At 57.1% G+C, this 22,242-nt stretch carries 22 protein-coding genes; 3 read left to right on the top strand and 19 right to left on the bottom strand.

From position 1 onward, the window contains the following. Positions 1–155 precede the first annotated feature (155 nt). From glmU to mnmG, 14 genes are all read right to left on the bottom strand, one after another. Positions 156–1,523, bottom strand: coding sequence for a bifunctional UDP-N-acetylglucosamine diphosphorylase/glucosamine-1-phosphate N-acetyltransferase GlmU (glmU, locus tag V6607_RS33015; RefSeq protein ID WP_102370203.1), 1,368 nt, complete (start codon positions 1,521–1,523; stop codon positions 156–158). A gap of 115 nt (positions 1,524–1,638) precedes the next feature. After that, a complete protein-coding gene (locus V6607_RS33020; RefSeq protein WP_008439541.1) occupies positions 1,639–2,064 on the bottom strand; it encodes a F0F1 ATP synthase subunit epsilon in 426 nt (141 codons plus the stop codon). Positions 2,065–2,108: 44 nt separating this feature from the next. Continuing rightward, entirely contained in the window at positions 2,109–3,488 is a 1,380-nt protein-coding gene (gene atpD / locus V6607_RS33025) for a F0F1 ATP synthase subunit beta (protein ID WP_003213545.1), read from the bottom strand. A 27-nt stretch (positions 3,489–3,515) separates the two neighbouring features. Beyond that, a complete protein-coding gene (atpG, locus tag V6607_RS33030; protein WP_003213547.1) occupies positions 3,516–4,376 on the bottom strand; it encodes a F0F1 ATP synthase subunit gamma in 861 nt (286 codons plus the stop codon). A gap of 50 nt (positions 4,377–4,426) precedes the next feature. After that, entirely contained in the window at positions 4,427–5,971 is a 1,545-nt protein-coding gene (gene atpA, locus V6607_RS33035) for a F0F1 ATP synthase subunit alpha (protein WP_003213549.1), read from the bottom strand. Between the two features lie 21 nt (positions 5,972–5,992). Further along, positions 5,993–6,529, bottom strand: a complete 537-nt coding sequence (locus tag V6607_RS33040; protein ID WP_003213551.1) for a F0F1 ATP synthase subunit delta — start codon at positions 6,527–6,529, stop codon at positions 5,993–5,995. A 12-nt stretch (positions 6,530–6,541) separates the two neighbouring features. Continuing rightward, the gene (locus V6607_RS33045) at positions 6,542–7,012 is read right to left on the bottom strand and encodes a F0F1 ATP synthase subunit B (protein ID WP_008439543.1); all 471 of its coding nucleotides are present in this window, start codon (positions 7,010–7,012) and stop codon (positions 6,542–6,544) included. A gap of 56 nt (positions 7,013–7,068) precedes the next feature. Continuing rightward, positions 7,069–7,326 carry a F0F1 ATP synthase subunit C gene (gene atpE, locus V6607_RS33050; protein ID WP_002555987.1) on the bottom strand — a complete coding sequence of 86 codons (258 nt, stop codon included), beginning with the start codon at positions 7,324–7,326 and terminating at the stop codon, positions 7,069–7,071. 133 nt (positions 7,327–7,459) lie between these two features. Beyond that, positions 7,460–8,329: a F0F1 ATP synthase subunit A gene (atpB, locus tag V6607_RS33055; RefSeq protein WP_003213554.1), complete on the bottom strand. Its 870-nt coding sequence runs from the start codon at positions 8,327–8,329 to the stop codon at positions 7,460–7,462. 16 nt (positions 8,330–8,345) lie between these two features. Next, positions 8,346–8,753, bottom strand: coding sequence for a F0F1 ATP synthase subunit I (locus V6607_RS33060; RefSeq protein ID WP_134327609.1), 408 nt, complete (start codon positions 8,751–8,753; stop codon positions 8,346–8,348). Positions 8,754–8,901: 148 nt separating this feature from the next. After that, complete coding sequence (locus tag V6607_RS33065) at positions 8,902–9,774, bottom strand: ParB/RepB/Spo0J family partition protein (RefSeq protein ID WP_063033750.1); 873 nt, start codon at positions 9,772–9,774, stop codon at positions 8,902–8,904. A gap of 9 nt (positions 9,775–9,783) precedes the next feature. Further along, entirely contained in the window at positions 9,784–10,581 is a 798-nt protein-coding gene (locus V6607_RS33070) for a ParA family protein (RefSeq protein WP_003213559.1), read from the bottom strand. Between the two features lie 18 nt (positions 10,582–10,599). Then, entirely contained in the window at positions 10,600–11,244 is a 645-nt protein-coding gene (gene rsmG, locus V6607_RS33075; protein WP_003213561.1) for a 16S rRNA (guanine(527)-N(7))-methyltransferase RsmG, read from the bottom strand. After that, on the bottom strand, positions 11,241–13,133 hold the full coding sequence (mnmG, locus tag V6607_RS33080; RefSeq protein WP_003213563.1) for a tRNA uridine-5-carboxymethylaminomethyl(34) synthesis enzyme MnmG: 1,893 nt from the start codon (positions 13,131–13,133) through the stop codon (positions 11,241–11,243). Before mnmG ends, rsmG begins: the two co-directional genes overlap by 4 nt. A 586-nt stretch (positions 13,134–13,719) precedes the next feature. Here mnmG and V6607_RS33085 point away from each other — a divergent pair. The 3 genes from V6607_RS33085 to V6607_RS33095 all read left to right on the top strand — a co-directional run bounded on the left by V6607_RS33085 (position 13,720) and on the right by V6607_RS33095 (position 17,705). Continuing rightward, positions 13,720–14,226, top strand: coding sequence for a sigma-70 family RNA polymerase sigma factor (locus V6607_RS33085; protein WP_008439546.1), 507 nt, complete (start codon positions 13,720–13,722; stop codon positions 14,224–14,226). Next, positions 14,226–15,170 (top strand): FecR domain-containing protein, encoded by a 945-nt coding sequence (locus tag V6607_RS33090; RefSeq protein ID WP_087694576.1) that lies wholly within the window; start codon positions 14,226–14,228, stop codon positions 15,168–15,170. The genes V6607_RS33085 and V6607_RS33090 overlap by 1 nt, the downstream gene beginning before the upstream one ends. Positions 15,171–15,263: 93 nt before the next feature. Then, positions 15,264–17,705 carry a TonB-dependent siderophore receptor gene (locus V6607_RS33095; protein ID WP_134327610.1) on the top strand — a complete coding sequence of 814 codons (2,442 nt, stop codon included), beginning with the start codon at positions 15,264–15,266 and terminating at the stop codon, positions 17,703–17,705. A gap of 22 nt (positions 17,706–17,727) precedes the next feature. Here the strand turns inward: V6607_RS33095 and mnmE are convergent, their stop codons facing one another. The 5 genes from mnmE to rpmH all read right to left on the bottom strand — a co-directional run bounded on the left by mnmE (position 17,728) and on the right by rpmH (position 21,657). Beyond that, complete coding sequence (gene mnmE / locus V6607_RS33100; RefSeq protein WP_134327611.1) at positions 17,728–19,098, bottom strand: tRNA uridine-5-carboxymethylaminomethyl(34) synthesis GTPase MnmE; 1,371 nt, start codon at positions 19,096–19,098, stop codon at positions 17,728–17,730. An 80-nt stretch (positions 19,099–19,178) separates the two neighbouring features. Continuing rightward, positions 19,179–20,861, bottom strand: coding sequence for a membrane protein insertase YidC (yidC, locus tag V6607_RS33105; protein ID WP_003213572.1), 1,683 nt, complete (start codon positions 20,859–20,861; stop codon positions 19,179–19,181). A 2-nt stretch (positions 20,862–20,863) separates the two neighbouring features. Further along, complete coding sequence (gene yidD, locus V6607_RS33110; protein ID WP_003213574.1) at positions 20,864–21,109, bottom strand: membrane protein insertion efficiency factor YidD; 246 nt, start codon at positions 21,107–21,109, stop codon at positions 20,864–20,866. Beyond that, positions 21,102–21,506, bottom strand: a complete 405-nt coding sequence (gene rnpA / locus V6607_RS33115) for a ribonuclease P protein component (RefSeq protein ID WP_010168490.1) — start codon at positions 21,504–21,506, stop codon at positions 21,102–21,104. Before rnpA ends, yidD begins: the two co-directional genes overlap by 8 nt. 16 nt (positions 21,507–21,522) lie before the next feature. Next, the gene (gene rpmH, locus V6607_RS33120) at positions 21,523–21,657 is read right to left on the bottom strand and encodes a 50S ribosomal protein L34 (RefSeq protein WP_003213577.1); all 135 of its coding nucleotides are present in this window, start codon (positions 21,655–21,657) and stop codon (positions 21,523–21,525) included. Positions 21,658–22,242: the final 585 nt, after the last annotated feature.

The following is a 22,242-nucleotide window of genomic DNA, read 5'->3' on the forward strand; positions in this document are numbered from 1 at the left end:
GACTGAGTTTTTTGAATCAACACAGATAAAAATGTGGGAGCGGGCTTGCTCGCGAAGGCGGTGTGTCAGTCGGCGCATGTATCAACCGAAAGACCGCCTTCGCGAGCAAGCCCGCTCCCACATAAGTATCGCAGTGTTTCAGGGTTGTGGATAACTCAGGTCTTTTTGATTTTGACCGGGCGTTTCCAGCCGTCGATGTTGCGCTGGCGGGCGCGGGCGACGGCCAACTGGGACTTATCCACATCCTGGTTGATGGTGGAACCTGCGGCGGTGTTTGAACCATCACCGATAGTGACGGGGGCGATCAGCGAGTTGTTGGAGCCGATAAACACGTCTTCGCCAATGGTCGTCTGGTACTTGTTGGCGCCGTCGTAATTGCAGGTGATGGCGCCTGCGCCGATATTGCTGCGGGCACCGATCACTGCATCGCCGAGGTAAGCCAGATGGCCGGCCTTGGCGTCGTCACCCATCCGGGCGTTTTTCAGTTCTACAAAGTTACCCACATGGGCGCGAGCGCCCAGCACGCTGCCCGGACGCAAACGCGCGAACGGACCGGCATCACTGCCCTCGCCCATCACCGCACCGTCGATATGGCTGTTGGCCTTGATCACCACACCCTTGCGCAGGGTGCTGTCCTTGATCACGCAGTTCGGCCCGATCACCACGTCGTCTTCAATGACCACGCGGCCTTCGAGGATCACGTTGATATCGATCAGCACGTCGCGGCCAACGGTGACGTCACCCCGCACATCGAAACGTGCCGGATCACGCAGCGTCACGCCCAGCGCCATCAGGCGGCGGCCTTCACGCAGTTGGTAGTGACGCTCCAGCTCCGCCAGTTGCTTGCGGTCGTTGGCGCCCTGCACTTCCATCGGGTCGTGGGGCTGTTCGGTGGCGACCACCAGGCCATCGCTGACGGCCATCTCGATGACGTCGGTCAGGTAGTACTCGCCTTGGGCATTGTTGTTGGACAAGCGGCTCATCCAGTCAGCCAGGCGGTCAGCCGGCACAGCGAGGATACCGGTGTTGCCTTCAGTGATGGCGCGCTGGGCTTCGCTGGCGTCTTTATGCTCGACGATGGCGGCGACCTTGCCGTCAGCGTTGCGCACGATGCGACCGTAGCCGGTCGGGTCGTCCAACTCGACAGTGAGCAAGCCCATCTGGCCTGGCACCACGTGCTTGAGCAGGCGCTGCAAGGTTTCCACTTCGATCAGCGGCACGTCACCGTAGAGGATCAGCACGGTGTCGGCCTTGATGAACGGCACGGCCTGCGCGGTGGCATGCCCGGTACCCAATTGCTTGTCCTGCAATACGAAATTCAGGTCATCCGCCGCCAGCCGCTCACGCACCACATCGGCACCGTGGCCGATCACCACATGAATGCGCTGTGGATCCAGCTGCCGGGCGCTGTGGATAACATGGCCAAGCATGGAGTTGCCGGCAACCGGGTGCAGCACCTTGGGCAGGGCCGAACGCATACGGGTGCCCTGGCCTGCGGCAAGAATTACGATTTCGAGAGACATGAATGGCTACCAATCCTGGGCGGTCAGACTTCAGACCAAAGAAGTGTTTTGCAAAAAAAGAAAAAGGGTAGCCGAGGCTACCCTTTTTAATCAATCACGCATGAGGCTTGACGGCTTAGCCGCCAAACTTCTTGCGGATCTGCTGGACGGTGCGCAGCTGAGCTGCGGCCTCGGCCAGACGTGCAGCAGCAGAACCGTAGTCGAAATCTGCGCCTTTTTCGTTCAGGGCCTTCTCGGCAGCCTTGACGGCTTCCTGAGCGGAGGCTTCATCCAGGTCGGCAGCACGTTGCACGGTGTCGGCAAGTACCTTGACCATGTTCGGCTGAACCTCGAGGAAACCACCGGAGATGTAAAACACCTCCCGTTCCCCGCCCAGCTTGGTCAGAGTGATCGGACCAGGCTTCAAGGATGTAATCAATGGCGCGTGGCCAAAGTTAATACCCAGGTCGCCCAGTTCGCCGTGTGCAATCACACTCTCGATCTGACCGGAGAAGATTTCCCCTTCCGCGCTGACGATATCGCAATGGAATGTCATAGCCATCTGCTTGCCTCAACCTGATTAGCGCCCGTTACCGGGCGCCGGAATTACAGTTTCTTGGCTTTCTCGATCGCTTCTTCGATGCCGCCGACCATGTAGAACGCTTGTTCTGGCAGGTGGTCGTAGTCACCGTTGAGGATGCCTTTGAAGCCAGCAATGGTGTCTTTCAGGGAAACGTATTTACCCGAGGCACCGGTGAAGACTTCAGCCACGAAGAACGGCTGCGACAAGAAGCGCTGGATCTTACGAGCGCGGGATACCAACTGCTTGTCGGTTTCCGACAGCTCGTCCATACCCAGGATCGCAATGATGTCCTTCAGTTCTTTGTAACGCTGCAGAACGTACTGGACGCCGCGAGCGGTGTCGTAGTGTTCCTGGCCGATGACGTTCGGGTCCAGCTGGCGCGAAGTCGAGTCCAGTGGATCGACCGCTGGGTAGATACCCAGGGAGGCGATGTCACGGGACAGTACGACGGTGGCGTCCAAGTGGGCGAACGTGGTCGCTGGCGACGGGTCAGTCAAGTCATCCGCAGGTACGTATACCGCTTGGATCGAGGTGATCGAACCGTTTTTGGTCGAAGTGATACGCTCTTGCAGAGTACCCATCTCTTCGGCCAGGGTCGGCTGGTAACCTACTGCGGAAGGCATACGGCCCAGCAGTGCGGATACTTCAGTACCGGCCAGGGTGTAACGATAGATGTTGTCGACGAACAGCAGAACGTCGTTACCTTCGTCACGGAACTTCTCGGCCATGGTCAGGCCGGTCAGTGCTACGCGCAGACGGTTACCCGGCGGCTCGTTCATCTGACCGTAAACCAGTGCCACTTTGTCCAGAACGTTGGAATCCTTCATCTCGTGGTAGAAGTCGTTACCCTCACGAGTACGCTCACCCACACCGGCGAACACGGAATAACCGCTGTGCTCGATGGCGATGTTACGGATCAGTTCCATCATGTTTACGGTTTTGCCTACACCGGCACCACCGAACAGACCGACTTTACCGCCCTTGGCGAACGGGCAAACCAGGTCGATAACCTTGATGCCGGTTTCCAGCAGGTCGTTGCCGCCTGCTTGTTCCGCGAAGGAAGGCGCAGGACGGTGAATGCCCCAGCGCTCTTCGGTGTCGATTGGACCGGCTTCGTCGATCGGGTTACCGAGGACGTCCATGATCCGGCCCAGGGTCGCTTTACCGACCGGTACGGAGATGGCTGCGCCAGAGTCAGTGACTTCCAGACCGCGCTTCAAGCCTTCGGTGGAACCCATTGCAATGGTACGAACCACGCCGTCGCCCAGCTGCTGCTGAACTTCCAGGGTGGTGCCTGCATCGCTTTTGACTTTCAAAGCGTTGTAGATGCTCGGTACGCTGTCGCGTGGGAATTCCACGTCGATAACGGCGCCGATGATTTGAACGATACGTCCGCTACTCATAGCTGGATCCTCTGAATATTTGAACCGTTAAACCGCGGCAGCGCCGCCGACGATTTCCGAGATCTCTTGGGTGATCGCAGCCTGACGCGCCTTGTTGTAGATCAGCTGCAAATCGCTGATCAAATCACCGGCGTTGTCGGTAGCGTTCTTCATCGCGATCATCCGCGCAGCTTGTTCAGCCGCGTTGTTCTCGACCACCGCCTGGTACACCTGCGACTCCACGTAGCGCACCATCAAGCCGTCAAGCAGCTCTTTGGCGTCTGGTTCGTAGAGGTAGTCCCAGTGGTGCTTGAGTTCTTGTTCCGGGGCGGCCACCAATGGAATCAACTGCTCCACGGTAGGCTGTTGCGTCATGGTGTTGATGAACTTGTTGGATACCACGGAGAGGCGGTCAATCCGGCCTTCCAGGTATGCATCCAGCATCACTTTGACGCTGCCGATCAAATCATTGATCGACGGTTCTTCACCCAGGTGGCTGATAGCTGCAACGACGTTACCGCCGAAGTTGCGGAAAAAGGCCGCACCCTTGCTACCGACCACACACAGATCGATCTCGACGCCTTTTTCGCGGTTTACCGCCATGTCCTTGACCAGGGCCTTGAACAGGTTGGTATTCAAACCACCGCACAAACCACGGTCACTGCTCACCACGACATAACCGACGCGCTTTACTTCGCGATCGATCATGAACGGGTGGCGATATTCCGGGTTGGCGTTGGCCAGATGACCAATAACCTGGCGGATACGCTCCGCGTAGGGACGGCTAGCAGCCATGCGCATTTGTGCCTTGCGCATTTTGCTGACCGCCACTTTTTCCATGGCGCTGGTGATCTTTTGCGTGCTTTTGATGCTCGCAATCTTACTGCGAATCTCTTTTGCGCCTGCCATGTAACACCTATCAGGTTAGCAAGCGGGAGCCTCGCGGCCCCCGCTGCGGCTTACCAGGTTTGGGTGGCCTTGAACTTCTCGATACCGGCTTTGATGCCAGCGTCGATGTCGTCATTGAAGTCACCCTTCACGTTGATCTTCGCCATCAATTCGGCGTGATCGCGGTTGAAGTAAGCAATCAGCGCTTGTTCGAAGCTGCCGACCTTGGTGATTTCAACGTCGGTCAGGAACCCACGCTCAGCGGCATACAGCGACAGCGCCATGTCAGCGATCGACATTGGTGCGTATTGCTTCTGCTTCATCAGCTCGGTAACGCGCTGACCATGCTCAAGTTGCTTACGGGTCGCTTCGTCCAGGTCAGAAGCGAACTGAGCGAATGCCGCCAGTTCACGGTACTGAGCCAGAGCGGTACGGATACCACCGGAGAGCTTCTTGATGATCTTGGTCTGAGCGGCACCACCCACACGGGATACCGAAACACCGGCGTTCACTGCAGGACGGATCCCGGAGTTGAACATGGCCGATTCCAGGAAGATCTGACCGTCGGTGATGGAAATCACGTTGGTCGGAACGAACGCGGAAACGTCGCCAGCCTGGGTTTCGATGATCGGCAGTGCGGTCAGGGAACCGGTTTTGCCGGTCACTGCGCCGTTGGTGAACTTCTCTACGTATTCTTCCGAAACGCGGGATGCGCGCTCCAGCAGACGGGAGTGGAGATAGAACACGTCGCCTGGGTAAGCTTCACGGCCTGGTGGACGGCGCAGCAGCAGGGAAATCTGGCGGTAAGCCACTGCTTGCTTGGACAGATCGTCATAAACGATCAGCGCGTCTTCACCGCGGTCGCGGAAGTATTCGCCCATGGTGCAACCGGAGTACGGTGCCAGGAACTGAAGTGCAGCGGATTCGGAAGCACTGGCGGCCACGACGATGGTGTTAGCCAGGGCGCCGTTTTCTTCCAGCTTGCGAACCACGTTGGCGATGGTCGATTGTTTCTGACCGATGGCTACGTAGACGCAGAAAATCCCGCTGTCTTTCTGGTTGATGATCGCGTCGATCGCCAGAGCGGTTTTACCGATCTGACGGTCACCGATGATCAGCTCACGCTGGCCACGGCCGACAGGAATCATGGCATCGACAGCCTTGTAGCCAGTCTGTACAGGCTGGTCTACCGACTTACGCCAGATCACGCCTGGAGCAACTTTCTCGACCGCATCGGTCTCGGTGTTGTTCAGCGGACCTTTGCCGTCAACTGGGTTACCCAGTGCGTCGACAACGCGACCCAGCAGTTCCTTACCAACCGGAACTTCCAGGATGCGGCCTGTGCACTTGGCGCTCATGCCTTCGGCCAGAGTCTGGTAGGAGCCCAATACAACGGCACCTACAGAGTCTTGCTCCAGGTTGAGGGCCATACCGTAGACGCCGCCCGGAAACTCGATCATCTCGCCGTACATTACGTCGGCCAGACCGTGAATCCGCACGATGCCGTCAGATACGCTGACGACAGTGCCTTCGTTACGGGCTTGGGAGGTCACATCGAGCTTGTCGATGCGGCCCTTGATAATTTCACTTATTTCGGAAGGATTGAGTTGCTGCATTGCTCTGCTGCCCCTTCAAACTCAAGATTTCAATGCTTCGGCAAGATTCGCGAGTTTGCCGCGAATCGAGCCATCGATAACCAGGTCGCCGGCGCGAATGATGACACCACCAATCAGGGTGGCATCCTCCGCAACTTGCAGGCGCACTTCCCGGTCGAGTCGTGCACTGAGAACCTTGGCGAGTTTGTCTTGCTGTTCTTGGTTCAATGCAAAAGCACTGGTCACTTCAACATCTACCGATTTCTCTTGTTCGGCCTTGTACAGGTCAAACAGAGCGGCGATCTCCGGCAGAAGCGGGAGACGGTCGTTTTCGGCAACGACGTGGATGAAGTTCTGCACTTTTACATCAAACTTGTCGCCGCACACGTCAATAAACGTGGCGGCCTTGTCTGCGCTCGTCAGTCGCGGGGCCTTGAGCACGCGCTGCATGGTGTCGTCTTGCGACACTGCTGCAGCCAGGCCGAGCATGGCTGACCAAGAGGCCAGCTGCTGGTGGGCCTGGGCGTGCTCGAAGGCTGCCTTAGCGTAAGGTCGGGCCAACGTGGTCAATTCTGCCATGATCGCCCTCGCTTAAATTTCAGCAGCCAGTTTGTTTACCAGCTCCGCGTGCGCGTTTTGATCGATTGTGGCACCCAGGATCTTCTCAGCACCGCCGACGGCCAGAGCACCCAGTTGGGCACGCAGCGCATCTTTGACACCGTTCAGTTCCTGCTCGATCTCGGCTTGAGCCTGAACCTTCACACGGTCAGCGTCGATACGGGCTTTTTCAACAGCCTCTTCAACGATCTGGTTACCGCGTTTCTTGGCTTGCTCAATGATTTCAGCTGCCTGAGCTTTCGCTTCGCGCAGTTGTTGACCCGCTTTATCTTGGGCCAACTCCAGGTCGCGAGCTGCTCGTGCGGCAGCGTCCAGTCCGTCTGCGATCTTCTTCTGACGTTCGTGCAAAGCCGCGATGACCGGAGGCCATACGAACTTCATGCAGAAAACTACAAAAATCAAGAACGCTAAGGACTGACCAATAATGGTTGCATTAATGTTCACGCCAATACCTCGCTCGTTCGTTGCACAACACACCAATCACTCGAAAAAACGAGTGATTAACCGGCGAGTTGACCAACGAAGGGGTTCGCGAAGGTGAAGAACAGAGCGATACCAACACCGATCATGGTCACGGCGTCGAGCAGGCCGGCGACGATGAACATTTTAACTTGCAGCATTGGAACCATTTCTGGCTGACGCGCTGCGCCTTCCAGGAACTTGCCGCCCAGCAGGCCGAAACCAATGGCAGTACCCAGGGCGCCCAGGCCGATCAACAGTGCAACAGCGATAGCGGTTAGACCAACTACAGTTTCCATCTTTCCTCCCGACTTTTACGTCGTATGGTTTAGGTTTTTTAGATTTTAAAGCGGTAAAACAAATCGTTTCATAGCCCTTCAGGGCTACCCTCCCGTTTGACCGGGAGGGACATCAGACTAGTCGAGACTGGTCTTAATGGTTCTCTTCGTGCGCCATCGACAGGTAGACGATGGTCAGCATCATGAAGATAAACGCCTGCAGGGTGATGATCAGGATGTGGAACACAGCCCACGCCCACTGCAGAACAATGCCCAGGCCGCTAAGCCAGAGCAGACCACTGCCGAACATCACAGCGATCAGAATGAACACCAGCTCGCCGGCATACATGTTGCCGAACAGTCGCAGGGCCAGGGAAATCGGCTTGGCGACCAGGGTCACGAACTCCAGCAGGAAGTTCACCGGGATCAGCAGCGCTTGAACGAAGATGTTCTTGCTGCCGAACGGGTGCAGGGTCAGTTCGCCGATGAAGCCGCCGATGCCCTTGATCTTGATGCTGTAGAAAATGATCAACGCGAACACCGACAGGGCCATGCCCAGGGTGGCGTTAGGGTCCGTGGTCGAAACCGCACGGAATGGAATGTGGTGATCGCCGGAGATCAGGATGGCCAGCTGAGGAATCCAGTCGACCGGGATCAGGTCGACGGCGTTCATCAGGAACACCCAGACGAAGATGGTCAGTGCCAACGGTGCAATCACCGCGCTACGACCATGGAAGCTGTCCCGCACGCTGCCATCGACGAATTCGACCAATACTTCAACGAAGTTCTGCAAAGCACCTGGCTGACCGGAAGTCGCCTTCTTTGCCGCCATGCGGAAAATCAGGACGAAGATCAGACCCAATGCGACAGACCAGCCCAGAGTATCCAGGTGGAATGCCCAGAAGCCCATTTCTTTGGCTTCTGCTGCGGAGTGGGCAAAGCCCCAGCCGCCGTTGGGAAGCTGACCGAAGGTCAGGTTCTGCAAGTGGTGCTGGATATAGCCCGAAGCGGTTGTTTCTGCCATGGTTGCCTCAAACGCCCTAAGGTTTCGAAAGTCTTGTTTTCATTAGCAGGGGAGCGAACCAGCTGACCAGTTGGGTCAACACGAAGACGCCGAATACAGCCAGCGGCGCCAATGGCTTCACACCTGCAAAGGTCAGTGCAAACAGCACTGCCGTCAAAATCAATTTCCCCGCCTCGCCGGCATAAAAAGACCGGACGATAGCCTGGGCTGCTCGGGCGCCGGAAAACCGAAAGGCCCTGTGAGCAAAATACATATTGGGCAGCAAGGCTATCAGGCCTCCGCAGAGTCCCGAGTATCCGGCTACGACTCCATGCCAATACCAGAGCGCCAAAGAGGCGATCAGTAAAATGACAAATTGAGCCACTAAAACCGGGAAAACGGCCAAGCGATGGAACGGCAACGTGTTTGGCGTGCGGGTTTCCATCACTCTTGCTCCTCAATGGTCGGCTGCCGGAAATCAATAACTTGGCATAATTTGTGCCGACAAAATGCGCGCAGAGTATAGGGGCGGTTCTGCCCCTATTCAACTGCCGGGTAGTGATTTCCGACTGCGCGCTACAGAAGCAATTGTTTCAGCGGATGTGGGCAAGGACGCCCTGAAGCTCATCCAATGAGTTATATCCGATGACCAATTGCCCTTTGCCTTTCTTGCCATGACGAATTTGCACCGCAGAGCCTAGGCGTTCGGCCAGGCGCTGCTCCAGGCGTGCAATATCCGGATCAGGTTTGGCGGTTTCGACCGGTGCAGGTTTGCCACTGAGCCACTGGCGAACCAGGGCCTCGGTCTGACGAACGGTGAGGCCTCGTGCGACAACGTGTCGCGCCCCCTCAACCTGTTGATTTTCCGGCAAACCGAGCAAAGCACGGGCATGACCCATTTCCAGGTCGCCATGGGAAAGCATGGTTTTGATGACTTCCGGCAGCGCGATCAGGCGCAACAGGTTGGACACGGTAACCCGGGACTTGCCCACCGCATCCGCGACTTCCTGCTGAGTCAGTTTGAATTCCTGCTGCAAACGCTGCAGGGCGATCGCTTCCTCGATCGGATTGAGGTCTTCACGCTGGATGTTCTCGATCAACGCCATGGCGATGGCGGTTTCATCCGGCACATCGCGCACCATTGCCGGAATGGTTTCCTTGCCGGCCTGCTGGCTGGCGCGCCAGCGGCGCTCGCCGGCGATGATTTCAAAGCGGCCTGCACCAATCGGGCGCACCACGATCGGCTGCATCACGCCCTGGGCCTTGATCGAATTCGCCAATTCCTCCAGCGCCTGCGGGTCCATGTCCCGGCGCGGCTGGTATTTGCCGCGCTGGATCAGGTCCAGCGGCAGGTGCTGCAGCTCGCGCTCGTCGGCCTGCACTGCCTGTTCTTCAAGCGAAGTGACAGTCGGACCACTCAGCAGTGCATCCAGTCCACGTCCGAGACCTCGTTTCTTGACGGCCATGGGGATTCCTTAAGTTGGCTGGGCTGCAGCGGTGCGTGAATTGCGGCGTTGACGGCGAACCATCTCGCCGGCCAGCGCCAGATAGGCAATGGCGCCGCGGGAAGACTTGTCGTACGCCAGCGCGGGCATGCCATAGCTTGGCGCTTCGGCCAGGCGGATGTTGCGTGGAATCACGGTGTCGTAGAGCTGATCGCCGAAGTGTTCCTTGAGCTGTGCCGACACATCGTTCATCAGGCTCAGGCGCGGGTCATACATGGTCCGCAGCAGGCCTTCGATTTGCAGGTTCGGGTTGAGCAACTCGGCGATACGCTTGATGTTATCCACAAGGTCGCTCAAGCCTTCGAGCGCGAAGTACTCGCACTGCATGGGGATAATCACCCCGTCGGCCGCAACCAGTGCGTTCAACGTCAGCATCGACAGCGACGGCGGGCAGTCGATCAAAATGTAGTCGTAATTCTCGCGAATCGGCGCCAGAGCGCTGCGCAGACGGCTTTCTTTCATCTGCATTTCCAGCAGCACCACTTCCGCCGCGGTCAAATCGCGGTTGGCCGGCAGCAGTTGATAACCGCCGTGCTCGGAGAAGTGCATGGCCTGGGCCAGGTCGCACTCGCCAATCAGCAAGTCGTAGACCGAGTTTTCCAGGCCGTGTTTATCCACACCGCTACCCATGGTGGCGTTGCCCTGTGGATCGAGATCGATCAACAGCACCCGACGCTTGGTAGCGACCAGGGATGCTGCGAGGTTGATGCAGGTGGTGGTTTTGCCCACGCCACCTTTCTGGTTCGCTATCGCGAATACCTTAGCCATTCTTGCTTGTGTTCCCAATCATGCCGTGCGGCGCAGTATCAGCAGATGGCGTTGGCCTTGGCAACCGGGTACGGCCAAGGCGTGTTCGCTATCGAGGTGGAAGTCTGCCGGCAATGCTAACAGCTCGTCGCTTGGATGAACGCCCTTCATTGCCAGCCAACGGGTATCGCGGTCGCCGAGGTGGCGGGTCCAGTTGCTGAAGTTCTCCATGCTGCTGAACGCCCGGGAAACAATTCCGTTGAAAGGCTGCTCAGGCGTAAAGGCTTCGACGCGACTGTGGATAACTTGCAGGTTATCCAGCTTGAGTTCGAGTTTGACCTGGGTCAGGAAGCGGGTTTTCTTGCCGTTGCTGTCCAGGCAGGTCACTTGCGACTCCGGAAACAGGATCGCCAGCGGGATGCCGGGCATGCCGCCGCCGCTGCCAACGTCGAGCCAGCGGCCGTTTTCGATAAACGGCATGACACTGAGACTGTCGAGCAGATGGCGGGAGACCATTTCGTCCGGGTCACGCACCGCAGTGAGGTTGTAAGCCTTGTTCCATTTGATCAACAGGGCCAGATAACCCAGCAGCAACTCGTGCTGGGCTTCGGTCAGGTTGACGCCAAGCTGGCGAGCACCTGTGGATAACTCTTCGGCGTGTTGCGAGGTGACCAACGAACTCAAGCGCTTTGCTCCAACTGACGGCCCGCGCCGCGTTTTTTCAAATGAATCATCAACAGCGAGATGGCTGCCGGCGTGACGCCCGGGATACGGGACGCCTGGCCCAGGGTCTCAGGTCGAGTTATCCCCAGCTTGCCTTGGATCTCTTTCGACAGCCCGGAAATGTTTGTGTAATCGATATCCACAGGCAGCTTGGTGTCTTCGCTGGCCCGCAGACGAGCGATCTCATCCTGCTGACGGTCAATGTAACCGGCGTATTTGGTCTTGATTTCGACCTGCTCGGCAACCTGTGGATCTTCTGCGCCACCGCCGGTGACCGAGATCAGACCAGCGTAGTCGATTTCCGGCCGGGACAGCAGGTTCAGCAAGTTGTATTCGTGAGTCAGCGGCGTGCCGAATTTTTCGGCAATCGCATCGCCTTGCTCGGTGCCCGGGCGAACCCAGGTACTTTTCAGGCGTTGCTCTTCCAACTCGATACTTTCGCGTTTTTTGCAGAAGGCCGCCCAACGCACGTCGTCGACTAGGCCCAATTCGCGACCTTTTTCGGTCAAGCGCAGGTCGGCGTTGTCTTCCCGCAGGATCAGGCGGTATTCGGCCCGGGACGTAAACATCCGGTACGGTTCCTGGGTTCCGAGGGTGATCAGGTCGTCGACCAACACACCGATGTACGCCTCATCGCGACGCGGACACCAGCTGTCTTTGCCCTGTGCACGCAGTGCCGCGTTGGTTCCGGCCAGCAAACCCTGGGCGCCAGCTTCTTCGTAACCGGTGGTGCCGTTGATTTGCCCTGCAAAGAACAAACCGCCGATGACCTTGGTTTCCAGGCTGTATTTCAGGTCACGCGGGTCGAAGTAGTCGTACTCGATGGCGTAGCCAGGACGCACGATGTGCGCATTTTCCATACCGCGAATCGACTGCACGATCTGGATTTGCACGTCGAACGGCAGAGACGTGGAAATTCCGTTCGGGTACAGCTCATGGGTGGTCAGACCTTCCGGTTCGATAAAAACCTGGTGGCTTTCCTTGTCGGCAAAGCGGTGGATCTTGTCTTCGATCGACGGGCAGTAGCGCGGGCCAATACCTTCGATCACCCCGGAATACATCGGCGAACGGTCGAGGTTCGCAGCAATGATTTCGTGGGTGCGGGCGTTGGTATGGGTAATCCAGCAACTGACCTGCTTCGGATGCTGTTCCTTGGAGCCCATGAACGACATCACCGGGATCGGTGTATCGCCGGCTTGCTCGGTCATCACCGAGAAATCCACAGACCGGCCATCAATTCGCGGCGGCGTGCCGGTTTTCAGGCGACCAACACGCAGTGGCAGTTCGCGAAGGCGCTGAGCCAAGGCGATTGACGGTGGATCACCGGCGCGGCCACCGGAATAGTTCTGCATACCGATGTGGATAAGTCCGCCGAGAAAGGTACCGGTGGTCAACACCACGGATTCTGCGAAGAAACGCAGGCCCATTTGCGTGACAACACCGCGTACCTGGTCTTGTTCGACGATCAGGTCATCGGCTGCCTGTTGAAATATCCACAGGTTCGGCTGGTTTTCCAGGGTTTCGCGGACAGCGGCCTTGTACAGGATGCGGTCGGCTTGAGCACGTGTGGCTCGTACGGCCGGGCCTTTGCGACTGTTCAATACGCGAAATTGAATACCACCTTTGTCGGTAGCCATGGCCATCGCGCCGCCGAGGGCATCGATTTCCTTGACCAGATGGCTTTTGCCAATCCCGCCAATCGCGGGGTTGCAGCTCATGGCGCCGAGGGTTTCCACGTTATGCGTCAGCAACAGGGTTTTTGCCCCCATGCGTGCTGACGCCAGTGCTGCCTCGGTACCGGCATGACCGCCGCCGATGACGATCACTTCAAAACGGGAAGGGAAATCCACCACGCACCTCGTGCCTGCTTCTGTAGGTAATTAGGAATGAGCGTTCGAGATCAGGTTTTCGAACGAGTCGGCAAGTATAGGGACTTCGCCCTTCCTAAAGAACCCTTTGCACAAAATTTAACCAGCTGTGGATGAATCACGAACAATAGAAATTAAAAGAGAGAAATTTATTAAATCTTTGTTTTTATGTTTATTTCTACTGAGGCATGTTTCTGTGGATAGATCTCTACAGGCCTTTATTTACGATATGTACAGAGATTCTAAAGTCTGTGGTTAGGTGCCAATGAGGCCCTTGGATAAGTGCTTTAAGCCTGTGGATTAAACGGGTGGTTATCCACAGAGGGGTTTTTACTCAGGTTTCAAGCCTGGTTATCAACCGGGCACAGGGGCGGTTATTCACAGGGCTTAATCCACAGAAAATACGGATCCCGATAAGTTTCAGGCAGGCAGATGCCTCCGAAAATCCTCGGTCAGGCAGGAAACAGTTCATTTGCATTTGTGAAACGGGTTGATGGAACGCCTATTGTGAGAAAGCGTCACGGCAGTTAATAATAGTTATTATCATTAACCTGCCTCGTCACCTCTCATGGCCCTTCCCTCGCATACCGTTGCAGTCCAACACATCTATGAGCAGCACCATTCGTGGTTGCACAGCTGGCTCAAGGGAAAGTTGCATAACGCCTGCGATGCAGCTGACGTGGCACACGATACGTTCGTGCGGATCCTGGGGGGCCGCAATGCGACGCAGATCCTCGAGCCCAGGGACTATCTGGCCACAGTTGCCCGGGGACTGGTGATTGACCGCTATCGTCGCCGCGCCATTGAGCAGGCCTATCTGCAAACCCTGGCAGACCGGCCCGAAGCGATCGCAATCAGTGAAGAAGACAAGGCCATCATCATTGAAACCCTCGTTGCTGTGGATAAAGCCTTGTGTGGGCTGGGGGAGCGGGCCAGGCGAATTTTCATGCTGTCCCAGGTCGAAGGCCTGACTTATCAACAGATCGCCGATCAGTTGCGTGTCTCGCTGACCACCGTCAAGAAACATATGGTTCGGGCCCTGACTGAATGCGCCTTGATCATGGCGGGCATGTAATGGCTGCCCCGGATCGCAAGACGTTCGAAGCCGCCGCCAGTTGGTACGTGCAATTTCAATCGCAGCCACCGACACCCGCGCAACAAAGTGCCTGGCAGCAATGGCTCAACGGCGATCCCTCCCATCAGGCGGCCTGGAACCAGATGGAGCAGTTGCAACGTGGCCTCGGTGCGCTACCCAAGGACTTCACCCGTCGTGCGCTCTCGGCCAGTCAACAACGGCGGCAAGTGCTCAAGCTGATGCTGATGCTCGGTGCCGCCGGGTACTTGGGGTGGAACGTTCAACAACACACATCCCTGGGCAACCTCTGGGCTGACTATCGGACCAAGGTCGGCGAACGACGGCGAATCGGGTTGGCCGACGGCACTCAAATTGACCTCAATACGAACACGGCTATCGACGTACTTTTCGATGGGCAGCAGCGACTGGTCCGTTTGCGTGAGGGGGAAGTACTTATCCACACCGGAAAGTCGGGCCGGCAAACACCGTTTTATGTCGAAACCCATGAGGGTCGTGTTCAAGCCTTGGGTACGCGGTTCACTGTTCGCCAACTGCAAGGGTCGACGCGGGTTGGTGTGCTGGAAGACCGGGTCAGCGTGCAACCCGTCGACCAGCCGGCCCATAGCCGAGTGCTCGGACCTGGTGAGAGTGTCGACTTCGGCACGCAAGACGTAGGCCCCAGTCATATCTATCGCGGGAACCAAGCCGCATGGGTCGACGGCCAACTGATCGTTCTGGATGCGCGACTGGGGGATGTCATCGACGAACTGGCGCGCTATCGGCCGGGCGTTATGCAGTGCGATGCCGCATCAGCGCGGCTGCGGGTGTCCGGCACTTTCCGTCTTGATTCCACCGACGCCGTATTGGCCAACTTGCAGGTCACGCTGCCGATCCACGTGAAGTATTTCACGCGCTATTGGGTCTCCGTAACGCTTACAGCTTGATACTGAAAAAATACTCTCAACGGGGGTTATCTTTTTTTTACCTGGCGCGGCCCTACAGGTAATCACGATGCTACCTTCAGGGCTTACTCACACATGCGCCTTCCTACAAAACTTCGCCAGCGTCTCTCCCATCACGGCATCACGTATGGCTTGCTGCTGGCCACGGCCGCGACTGCCAGCACCTTGCTATGCACTCGGGCCATTGCTGCCAGCCCAGTGCAACATTACGTGATCGCCTCCGGGCCACTCGACAATGCCTTGAGCCAATTCGCATCGAAGGCCAATGTGATTTTGTCATTCTCGCCGCAGCAGACGGCGCGCCTGCAAAGTCCTGGGCTGGAGGGTGACTACTCGGTGGAGCAAGGGTTTGCGTTATTGCTGCAAAACTCGGGATTGCAGGCGGCGGTTCAAGGCCCCGGCAGCTACGCGCTGCAGCCGGCTACGAGCGGGGAACAGCTCATGTTGGCCCCCACTACTGTCAGCACTTATCAACAGACTGGATTCAATCAGGAAATTGCCGGGGACGTAGGTTACAAGGCGCAAAACAGCCGAATCGGTACCAAGACCAGCACACCATTGTCGGAAACCCCGCGCTCGGTGTCGGTGGTGACCGGCCAGCGCATCAAGGATCAAAAATCCCAGACGCTCACCGAAGTGCTGGGCTATGTGCCGGGAATCTTTGCCCCTCCCTTCGCTGCGGGCGACGGGCTGGCCGGTGACTTGTTCTTCATTCGCGGTTTCAACGCCACGGATTATGGCTACGGCCTGCTGCGCGATGGCTTGCGAGTCCAAGGCAACCGGTATGACACCACCAGCGAACCTTATGGCCTGGAACGGGTGGAGATATTCCGTGGCCCTTCTTCCCTGCTCTACGGCGAAAACGCACCCGGTGGCCTGGTCAACCTGGTGAGTAAACACCCGACAGCTACACCACAAGGCGAAGTTCAGCTGACCTACGGTTCTAATAACCGGCGCCAGGTGGGTGTGGATATCTCCGGTCCCTTGGATGACAGCGGCAATATCCTTGGACGGGTGGTGATGCTCGGCAGGAAGTCCGACACCCAGACCGATCACGTTCCCGATGACCGTCTGTATATCGCACCGTCCCTGACCCTCAATTTCGACGACTACAACACCCTGACGCTGCTGGCCAACTACCAGAAAGACCACACTAATCTTGAACTTGGCCTACCTGCAGCAGGCACGTTACTGACCAACCCCAACGGAAAGCTCTCCAAGCACACCATGCTCGGTGACCCGGATTGGAACACCTTCGAACGGGAAACCTGGAGCACCGGCTACGAGTTCAGCCACAGCTTCAACGATGACTGGCAGTTTCGGCAGAACTCGCGCTACATGCAGTCGCGAATCACCCGCCATGAAACCTGGCCAGGCAACCTGAATAATGCGGGGTTCGGCACACAGCTGAACATGAATGCCTACGACCGCTACAACAAATCGATGGTCTACTCGCTGGATAACCAGTTGGAAGGCAAATTCCAGGTGGGCGGGCTGGAAAATACCGTGCTGTTCGGTGCCAGCTATGACCGTACCTCGTTCAGCCAGGATTGGAATGCCGGATTTGCAGGCACGATCAATGTGTATAACCCGGTGTACCTGAGGGACCCATTGACGCCTCTCGCAGTGCAAAACACGTTGCTCGAACAGCAGATGAAAGGTGTTTATGCACAGCTTCAGAGCAAGTATGACCACTGGTTATTCTTGCTCGGCGGGCGGCAGGACTGGGTCGACAGTGATTTTCGCGACAAGGTGGCCAAGGCCGGCAACATCAGCTCTGAAGACCGCAAGTTCACCTATCAGGGCGGGATCATGTACCAGTTCGACAATGGCCTGACGCCATATGTCAGCTACTCGACCGCGTTCGTCCCGGTACAGCAGATCTCCAATGCCGGCACACCGCTGGACCCGATCACCAGCAGTCAATACGAAGTAGGCCTCAAGTACGAGCCAACCGGCTGGGACACGGCGATGACGTTGTCGGTCTATGACTTGCGCAAGCAGGACGACACGTACCTCGACGCCACGACCAATACCTACCGCCAGGTCGGCGAAAGCCGGGCCAAGGGTGTGGAAGTGGAGGTCAACAGCAACCTCACACCTAATTTGAACGTGACTGCGGCCTACACCTACACCGATGCTCGGATTACCAAGGATTCGGCAACGTCGCTCGTGGAAGGTCACCAGATGACCGGTGTTCCGCGTAATCAGGCTTCGGTCTGGGGCAAATACCGCTTTCTTGATGGCCAGCTCAAGGGCTTGTCCGTCGGCGGCGGCGTGCGCTACTTCGACAGCACTTTCGCTTACACCGCGCCTTCTCTATACGGGAAGCTGGATGCTGGAAGCGTGACGTTGGTGGATGCCGCCATTGGTTACCAGATTGACCAGCACTGGTCGGTAGACGTGAATGCGAAGAACCTGTTCGACAAGGAGTATGTGTCCGGCTGCAACGATGCGGGCCGCTGCTACTGGGGTGAAAGCCGGACGCTACTCGGAACTGTTTCCTACAACTGGTAACCAGCCAGCTGTGGATAACCGCCTATTTCCCGATACAGAAGCTTGAAAAGATCCGCCCCAACAAATCATCGGAGCTGAATGCGCCGGTGATCTCACCCAACAGCTGCTGCGCCTGGCGTAAATCCTCAGCCAGCAGCTCACCGGCTCCTGCCAGCGTCAGTTGCGCACGGCCATGCTCGAGGGCGGCGCTGGCATGCCGCAGTGCCTCCAGGTGCCTGCGACGAGCGCTGAAGCTGCTTTCCGAAGTCTGCTCGTAGCCCATGCACGCTTTCAGATGATCGCGCAGCAGTTCCAGCCCTTCTCCTGCAGCCTTGGCACTCAAGCTGATTGTCACGTGGCCATCTTCACTGACTTCCAGGGCAATTGCCTCGCCCGTCAGGTCAGCCTTGTTGCGAATCAGCGTGACCTTGGCCGGGTCCGGCCGTTGTTCGAGGAATTCCGGCCACAGTGCGAACGGGTCTGCAGCCTCTGGCGCGGTGGCATCCACCACCAGCAACACGCGGTCAGCTTCCGTGATGGCCTTCAACGCGCGTTCCACCCCGATCTTTTCCACCTGGTCATCGGTGTCACGCAGTCCAGCGGTGTCCACCACATGCAGGGGCATGCCATCGATGTGGATATGTTCGCGCAGGATATCCCGCGTGGTGCCGGCGATCTCGGTGACGATCGCGGCCTCTCGCCCGGCCAGGGCATTGAGCAGGCTCGACTTGCCGGCGTTGGGACGGCCGGCAATCACCACGGTCATACCGTCACGCAGCAAGGCACCTTGCCCGGCTTCGCGCAGCACTGTGGATAACTCATCACGAACCTTATCCAGCATCGCCAGGACATGGCCATCGGCAAGGAAGTCGATTTCTTCCTCCGGGAAATCAATCGCGGCCTCCACGTAGATGCGCAAGCTGATCAATTGCTCGGTGAGGTTATGCACACGCAGGGAAAACGCGCCCTGCAACGAGCGCAACGCATTGCGCGCAGCTTGTGCAGAGCTGGCTTCGATCAGGTCGGCAATCGCCTCGGCCTGGGCCAGGTCGAGTTTGTCGTTGAGGAACGCGCGTTCGCTGAATTCACCCGGACGTGCCAGGCGGCAACCCAACTGCAGGCAACGCTGCAGCAGCATGTCCAGAACGATCGGGCCGCCGTGGCCTTGCAGCTCGAGGACGTCTTCGCCGGTAAAGGAGTTCGGCCCCGGGAAATAAAGGGCGATACCTTCATCCAGCACTTCTTCATCAGCACCTAAAAACGGCCCGTAATGCGCATACCTCGGCTTCAGTTCCCGCCCGCTGATGGCCTGGGCCGCCACGCTGGCGAGCGGCCCGGAAATACGAACGATACCGACACCACCACGACCTTGAGCGGTGGCGACAGCGGCGATGGTTTCACGAGGAGCGCTCATGGCGGGTACCCGGATAAAAGTGACAGAAAGCAAAACGCCCCACTAGGGGGCGTCTTGAGTGGTGTTATCCACAGAGTAAATTACGCCTCGGCTTTTTTGGTAGCCGCTTCGATTTTACGTGTGATGTACCACTGTTGGGAGATCGACAGGCAGTTGTTGACCACCCAGTACAGCACCAGACCAGCCGGGAACCACAGGAAGAAGAAGGTGAAGATGATTGGCATCATTTTCATTACCTTGGCCTGCATCGGGTCCGGCGGAGTCGGGTTCAGGCGCTGCTGGATGAACATGGTCGCGCCCATGATGATCGGCAGGATAAAGAACGGGTCTTTGATCGACAGGTCAGTTATCCACAGCATGAACGGAGCCTGGCGCATTTCCACGCTTTCCAGGAGCACCCAGTACAGCGACAGGAACACCGGCATCTGCACCAGAATCGGCAAGCATCCACCCAGCGGGTTGATCTTCTCTTTCTTGTACAGCTCCATCATGGCCTGGGACATTTTCTGCCGGTCATCGCCATGTTGTTCTTTCAGCGCAGCCAGTTTCGGGGCCACGGCACGCATACGCGCCATCGACTTGTAGCTGGCGGCCGACAGTGGGAAGAAGATCCCCTTGATCAGCATGGTCAGCAGGATAATCGAGAAGCCCCAGTTACCCACAATGCTGTGGATATGTTGCAGCAGCCAGAAAATCGGCTGGGCAATGAACCACAGAATGCCGTAATCCACAGTCAGTTCCAGACCTGGGGATAACTCTTTGAGGACTGCCTGGCTCTTCGGACCGGCGTACAACGTGGCGCTGGCTTCAGCCTTGGCACCCGGCGCGACGGTCAACGTCGGGCCAGTAAAGCCAATGATGTAGTTGCCTTGGCTGTCTTTGCGGGTTTGAACCAGGTTGGCATCACCTTTGTTCGGGATCCATGCGGTCACGAAGTAGTGTTGCAACCAGGCAACCCAGCCACCTTGAACGGTTTCTTTCAGCGCGCCCTTGTCGATATCTTTCATCGACACTTTTTTGTACGGCTCGCTACTTGTCCACAGGGCTGCGCCCAGGTAAGTCGCGGTGCCGGTGGCGGTGCTGGAAGAAGGATCGGCGCTGTTGTCACGCTTGAGCTGGGCAAACAGGTTGCCCGTCCACGGCTTCGCGCTTTCGTTGTCGATCAGGTAAGTGACTTTCAGATCGTACAAACCGCGGGTGAAGCTGAAACGCTTGATGTAGTTGACGCCGTCGTGACTGAATTTCAGGTCGACGTTCAACTGGTTCTGGCCATCGGCCAGTTGATAAGTCTTCTGTTCGGTCGAATAAACCGGACGACCGGTAGCACGAGCATCCGGACCGTCAGTACCGGTCAGGCCACTTTGCGCCAGATATACACGTTCGCCACCGTTATCGAACAGTTGGAACGGAACGTCCGGATGGTCTTGGCGACGTGGATACAGCGGCAGCTTCAGCTGGGCGATATCACCACCCTGTGGGTCGATTGCCAGGTCCAGTACATCCGTTTTTACATGGATGAGGTCTTTATTGGTGACGACCGGGGTTTCTACCGGGGTACTGGTATCGGCATTCGCGCTGGGTACATCGGCACTGGCGGCAGCATTGTTACCCAGTGGCGTATCCGGAATAGCCGGCGCCGACTGATTGGTAGCAACATTCTGAGTCGGCAGGGCAGCTTGGCCATAATCCTGGTTCCACTTAAGAACCATAGAGTAGGACACGATTGCCAGGGCGACGATCAGGATCGTGCGTTTAATATCCATGATTACTCGGCCATCGAAGAAGAACGGGAGGTAGGGATAGGCGGAACCGGGTCATAACCACCGGGATTCCACGGATGACAGCGACCTAAACGACGAAAGGTCAGCCAGCCACCGCGCAGAAGGCCATGATTTTCTATGGCTTCCAACGCGTAGCAGGAACAACTGGGGTAGAAACGACAGTGGTTTGCCATCAGGGGACTAATGGCATAGCGGTAAAACTGGATCGGAACGAGGGCCAGTTTACGCATCAGTACTGTCTACCCCTACAGTTTCGGTGCTGACAGCTGGTGCTGGCTTGTTGGTACGAGCCAAACGTTTCCAGAGCTTGCCGAAATGCTGAATCAATTCGGGGTTTTCTACGTCCCCCAAGCCTTTGCGCGCGACGATAACAATATCCCAACCAACCAGAGTTTCCTGGTGGAGGCGAAACGATTCGCGCATCAGACGCTTGAGGCGATTGCGCTCAACGGAGAGCTTTACGCTCTTCTTGCCGATCACCAACCCGAGACGGGGGTGATCCAGATCGTTGTTACGCGCAAGGAGCAGGAGATTTTTCCCCGGAACCTTGCCGGTGGGGGAGTCAAAGACTGCCTTGAAATGCCGGGGGGTTAGCAGACGCTTTTCCCGACTGAAGTCCTGACTCACCACCAGTACCGGATTATCAAACTGCCAGACGCGCACGACCTTTGGCGCGGCGACGCGACAGGACAGCACGGCCGTTCTTGGTGGCCATGCGAGCACGGAAGCCGTGAGTACGGGCGCGTTTGATGGTGCTTGGTTGGAAAGTACGTTTCATGGCGTGTTACCTGGTTCGTCCACAACGGGCCGGAATGGCCCCCGTTTTAAGAGACCGGCGATTCTAGAGAAAGCAAGCCTCTAGGTCAATTTCCAACCAGCTTTTCCTTTAATTAGATATCTGGAGGCCTGCGGACCGAATCCGGGCGATTCGCCTTTGACGAGCAATGCCATAGATATAAAAATAAAGAAGGAAGTTATTTAAAGCTTTTCTGTAAAGCTTATAAAAGCTAGCCACCCCATCTTCTGTGGATAACTGCCTTGAGGCCATATTCTACGGGCTGTACAGAGAATGACAACACGGGGGAGAAACGGTGCTCTGCCTGTGCTGCGCTATCGGATAAGCTGTGTGTGGAATGGCTAGTTATCCACAGGCCAGTTACCCACAGACTTTCGACCCCACTTGTACAACGAGCTTAGGGGCGCTTATCCACAGAGCTTATGCACAGACCATTTGTCGCCTTTTTTACGGTTAAGGCATTGATTCTTGGCGCCCTGTGAGCAACCTACATGTGGATAAGTGGGCGGCTGGCCGCTACAATGGCGGCTGTTTTTGCCTCACCGGCTTTCAACTTAGGGGATATCC

It is taken from the genome of Pseudomonas sp. KK18 (genome assembly GCF_037094675.1).
GTDB lineage: Bacteria > Pseudomonadota > Gammaproteobacteria > Pseudomonadales > Pseudomonadaceae > Aquipseudomonas.

What these genes read in the sequence shown, in the direction of transcription:
- glmU (WP_102370203.1), bottom strand. Translation starts at nt 1,523, where the DNA reads ATGTCTCTCGAAATCGTAATTCTTGCCGCAGGCCAGGGCACCCGTATG.
- V6607_RS33020 (WP_008439541.1), bottom strand. Translation starts at nt 2,064, where the DNA reads ATGGCTATGACATTCCATTGCGATATCGTCAGCGCGGAAGGGGAAATC.
- atpD (WP_003213545.1), bottom strand. Translation starts at nt 3,488, where the DNA reads ATGAGTAGCGGACGTATCGTTCAAATCATCGGCGCCGTTATCGACGTG.
- atpG (WP_003213547.1), bottom strand. Translation starts at nt 4,376, where the DNA reads ATGGCAGGCGCAAAAGAGATTCGCAGTAAGATTGCGAGCATCAAAAGC.
- atpA (WP_003213549.1), bottom strand. Translation starts at nt 5,971, where the DNA reads ATGCAGCAACTCAATCCTTCCGAAATAAGTGAAATTATCAAGGGCCGC.
- V6607_RS33040 (WP_003213551.1), bottom strand. Translation starts at nt 6,529, where the DNA reads ATGGCAGAATTGACCACGTTGGCCCGACCTTACGCTAAGGCAGCCTTC.
- atpE (WP_002555987.1), bottom strand. Translation starts at nt 7,326, where the DNA reads ATGGAAACTGTAGTTGGTCTAACCGCTATCGCTGTTGCACTGTTGATC.
- atpB (WP_003213554.1), bottom strand. Translation starts at nt 8,329, where the DNA reads ATGGCAGAAACAACCGCTTCGGGCTATATCCAGCACCACTTGCAGAAC.
- V6607_RS33060 (WP_134327609.1), bottom strand. Translation starts at nt 8,753, where the DNA reads ATGGAAACCCGCACGCCAAACACGTTGCCGTTCCATCGCTTGGCCGTT.
- V6607_RS33065 (WP_063033750.1), bottom strand. Translation starts at nt 9,774, where the DNA reads ATGGCCGTCAAGAAACGAGGTCTCGGACGTGGACTGGATGCACTGCTG.
- V6607_RS33070 (WP_003213559.1), bottom strand. Translation starts at nt 10,581, where the DNA reads ATGGCTAAGGTATTCGCGATAGCGAACCAGAAAGGTGGCGTGGGCAAA.
- V6607_RS33085 (WP_008439546.1), top strand. Translation starts at nt 13,720, where the DNA reads ATGGCCCTTCCCTCGCATACCGTTGCAGTCCAACACATCTATGAGCAG.
- V6607_RS33090 (WP_087694576.1), top strand. Translation starts at nt 14,226, where the DNA reads ATGGCTGCCCCGGATCGCAAGACGTTCGAAGCCGCCGCCAGTTGGTAC.
- V6607_RS33095 (WP_134327610.1), top strand. Translation starts at nt 15,264, where the DNA reads ATGCGCCTTCCTACAAAACTTCGCCAGCGTCTCTCCCATCACGGCATC.
- mnmE (WP_134327611.1), bottom strand. Translation starts at nt 19,098, where the DNA reads ATGAGCGCTCCTCGTGAAACCATCGCCGCTGTCGCCACCGCTCAAGGT.
- yidC (WP_003213572.1), bottom strand. Translation starts at nt 20,861, where the DNA reads ATGGATATTAAACGCACGATCCTGATCGTCGCCCTGGCAATCGTGTCC.
- yidD (WP_003213574.1), bottom strand. Translation starts at nt 21,109, where the DNA reads ATGCGTAAACTGGCCCTCGTTCCGATCCAGTTTTACCGCTATGCCATT.
- rpmH (WP_003213577.1), bottom strand. Translation starts at nt 21,657, where the DNA reads ATGAAACGTACTTTCCAACCAAGCACCATCAAACGCGCCCGTACTCAC.